Annotated in this window: 3 protein-coding genes; 2 read left to right on the top strand and 1 reads right to left on the bottom strand. The window is 31.9% G+C overall.

The genetic code is table 11. The features are described 5' to 3' along the window. Positions 1 to 375: 375 nt before the first annotated feature. Entirely contained in the window at positions 376 to 1,002 is a 627-nt protein-coding gene (locus E7419_08325) for a lysophospholipase (protein MBE7015181.1), read from the top strand. Between the two features lie 74 nt (positions 1,003 to 1,076). On the opposite strand, the gene E7419_08320 is transcribed toward E7419_08325, so the two are convergent. Further along, positions 1,077 to 1,886, bottom strand: coding sequence for a helix-turn-helix transcriptional regulator (locus E7419_08320; protein MBE7015180.1), 810 nt, complete (start codon positions 1,884 to 1,886; stop codon positions 1,077 to 1,079). Between the two features lie 596 nt (positions 1,887 to 2,482). Here E7419_08320 and E7419_08315 point away from each other — a divergent pair. Then, the coding region (locus tag E7419_08315; GenBank protein MBE7015179.1) for a hypothetical protein at positions 2,483 to 3,360 on the top strand (878 nt) is incomplete at its 3' end.

The raw sequence follows: 3,360 nt of genomic DNA, 5'->3' as shown, positions 1-3,360 counted from the left end.
TCCTGTATCTGCAACCGAAATGAGGTTGGAAGTAAAGATTAAAGTTTCCTCTTCATTCAAGGAAATGACGTACATTCGCAACGGTTTAAGGTATGGTGCTCGTTCTGGTAACATCGTCAAAAAAATGGTTGAAGCATACGAAAACGGTATGAAATAGTTTATCTGATTCTTAGTTTTTTAAAAAAAGAAAAAGCAAGCCAAAGAAGTAGAAAGTCTTTGACTTGCTTTTTTGTTAAGTTGTTATTAAAAATAGAATTTTTTATAAAAAACAAAAGTAACATTGAAAAATTAAAATAATACTAATAAATTAAAATTTCATTGACAAAAATTTTTTTAAGATGTATCATATAAAACAAAAAACGGAGGATACAGAATATGAAAAGAATACTGTTTCAGGGAGATTCAATTACTGATGCTCTTCGTATAAGAGATAATGATGAATTCGCAGGTTCAGGCTATGCAAACCTTGTAAAAGCTGAATTAGGTTTTGAGTTTCCCGGAGAATATGAATTTATTAATAGAGGTATAAGCGGTAACAAAAGCGTTGATGTTTATTCACGTATAAAAACTGATATAATAAATCTTAAGCCTGACGTTATGAGCATACTTATGGGCGTGAACGATGTATGGCACGAATATGAAATACAAAACGGTGTTGATACTGATAAATTCTTTAAAATATATGATATGTTAATCTCTGAAGTAAAAGAAGCACTTCCTCAAATAAAAATTATTATAATGGAACCTTTCGTTCTAAAAGGAACTGCTACATTAGAAAATTGGGATGACTTTTCTAAAGAAGTTAAAGAACGTGCAAAAATGTCAGAAAAAATTGCCGAAAAGTATGATTTACCATACATCAAATTACAGGAAGGATTTGATAAACTATCAGAAAATACCGAAGCATCATATTGGATTTTTGATGGTGTTCATCCAACTGCTATGGGCCATGAATACATAAAAAGAGAATGGATTAAAACATTTAAAAAATTGAATGTATAATGTATGATATGTAAAAAAATGGACGTTTTGGGGACTGTCCCCAAAACGTCCATTTTTGCTTGGATAGATGACGTCTAACTGTTTTTCCTGCGATACGAAAGAGGTGAGCAGCCTACCGAAGATTTAAAAGCAGCACTGAAATATGCAGGGTTTGAATAACCTGTAATATTTGAAATTTCTAAAATTGAATACGAAGTGTATATAAGTAAATCCTTTGCTTTTTGCATCCTTAAATCAATTATGTAATTTTTAGGAGTTGTATTATAAACTTTTTTAAATAAGTTAGTGAAATGTGTAGTTGTATAATTACATAAATTAGCAAGATAATCAATACTGATGTCATTTTTTAAATAGTTTTGTTCAAGATAGGTAATTGCGTTTTTCAGGGAATATATATCTAAACTTGTTTTGGTATTCATAAGTTTCAAATCGAGAACATCTGCAAATATTTCATATAAAATTTTTTTGGTGATAAGTTTATTGTTATATGATTTGGAGTTATACTCGTTTAATATAGCAGCAAATTTTTTTCTTATATTTTCGTTGCCTTTTATCTGGTGAAAGTTATGAAAAAAACTATCCTCTTCCGCCACAGAATCTCCAACAATAAAATAGATATATATGCCGGAAAAATCATTGGTGATACTATATGAAGAAAACTTATAGAAACCGCCTGAATATAATATGTCATTATCTTTAAGATGATATTTTTTGTTATTTACATACGCTATATATTCACCTTTTAGAACATAAGCAATTTTATACATTTTTTTAGGAAATTCCTTGCTATATTTCCATGTCCTGTTATATTTTTCTTTTGCGACAGAAGAAACTTCTATTATATTGATGTCATAATTTGAAATCATTTTCGGTTTTTCATACATATATACACTACCACCCTTTTTGTTTAATCTAAATTTTTCATTTGGAAATTAATGTTATAAAACAACAGATAAATTAGGCGAAATCCCCTTTTTTAAGATATTATAGCAAGTCTGTGTAAATATGTCAAATAAAATAAACATTTTGGATTTTCGCAAATTGTTTGTTTTTTCCTATATACTCCTTTAAATGAAAATGATATACTTAAGGCAAGATGGAAAGCCGTCTTTAAAAAATCTTAATAAAAGGAGGAAATACTATGAAAAATTATGTAAAGCCTGAGTTAGAACTAAGAGCGTTAACTGCAAGCAATGTTATTGCGAATGCAGGACTTGACGGATGGCTTGAAAACAATGGTCTTACTGACGTTGGTATCACAACTGCAGTATTAACATTGGATTCAGAATCCTGATGAATTATTTTTCGATGGCAAAACAATGACGTTTTGTGGGCAAAATAGTCCGCATAAGATGAAGTATTTTAACTTCATCACAGGTATAACTATATTGAAATGGTTATGCGACAAACAGAGGATAGGTGCAGCAATATTTTCACACTTGTTTGTACCTTGAGCGAAATGAAAGGAATGGATTAAATTATGAATTTAAGAAGAGTATTAAGTTGGGTTCTAATTTTATCCTTGTTATTTGCAGGAGCAGTATATGCTGATGAGATGAATACAGAAGCAGAATCTTCAGGTGTTTATGAAAAAGAGGTTATTCCTGAAGACACTGAGGATGATACATCGGAAGATGAGACAGAGGAAGGTACTTATGAAGATTCTGAAGTTCCTAAAGAAGAGACGGATACTTCGGTAACTGAACCTGATACACCAGATGAAGAAGCGAAGCCTTCGGAACCTCAGGAACCTGTAAAGGTTGTAAAAGGTAAGTATAACCTTCTCGCAGTTTTGGATATCATCTCAAATCCTGATACTTTTACCAACCAAAAGGTGATTACCCGTGGCGAACTGATGATGTATTTTTCAAAAATATCAGGAGTTCACGGGATTTCCAAATCAGGATACACGGGCAAATTTACTGATGTAAATTCAGAAACTATGTACTGCACACATATTCAGGCTATGGAAAATCTGGGAATTATTAATGGTAACGGAATGGGAAACTTTTACCCGGAAAGTCCTGTTACTTTACAGGAAGCCGTTGCAGCTGCGATTAAACTACTTGGATATGATATTTATGCCGAAACAATGGGAGGATATCCTACGGGATATTTCAATGTTGCAAATCAGGCAGGTATATCAAAAGGAGTTAAGGCTGATGCCAATGGATACTTGTCGGGAGAAAACGCTGTTAAGTTTCTGTTTAATGTTCTTACTTCTGAACTGACCGTTCAGACTGAATGGGGTGACAGTAACAATATTAAAGTTACTAATGGCAAAAGTTATCTCGAAACAGTTTTTAATGTATTTGAAGGTCGAGGGCTTGTAGATGGTAATGAATTTACCGGATTAAG

The sequence above is a fragment of the Oscillospiraceae bacterium genome (assembly GCA_015068525.1).
GTDB lineage: Bacteria > Bacillota > Clostridia > UMGS1840 > HGM11507 > SIG450.
The sequence above is the reverse complement of the archived record's forward strand: the minus strand, read 5'-3'. Positions and strand labels throughout refer to the sequence as shown.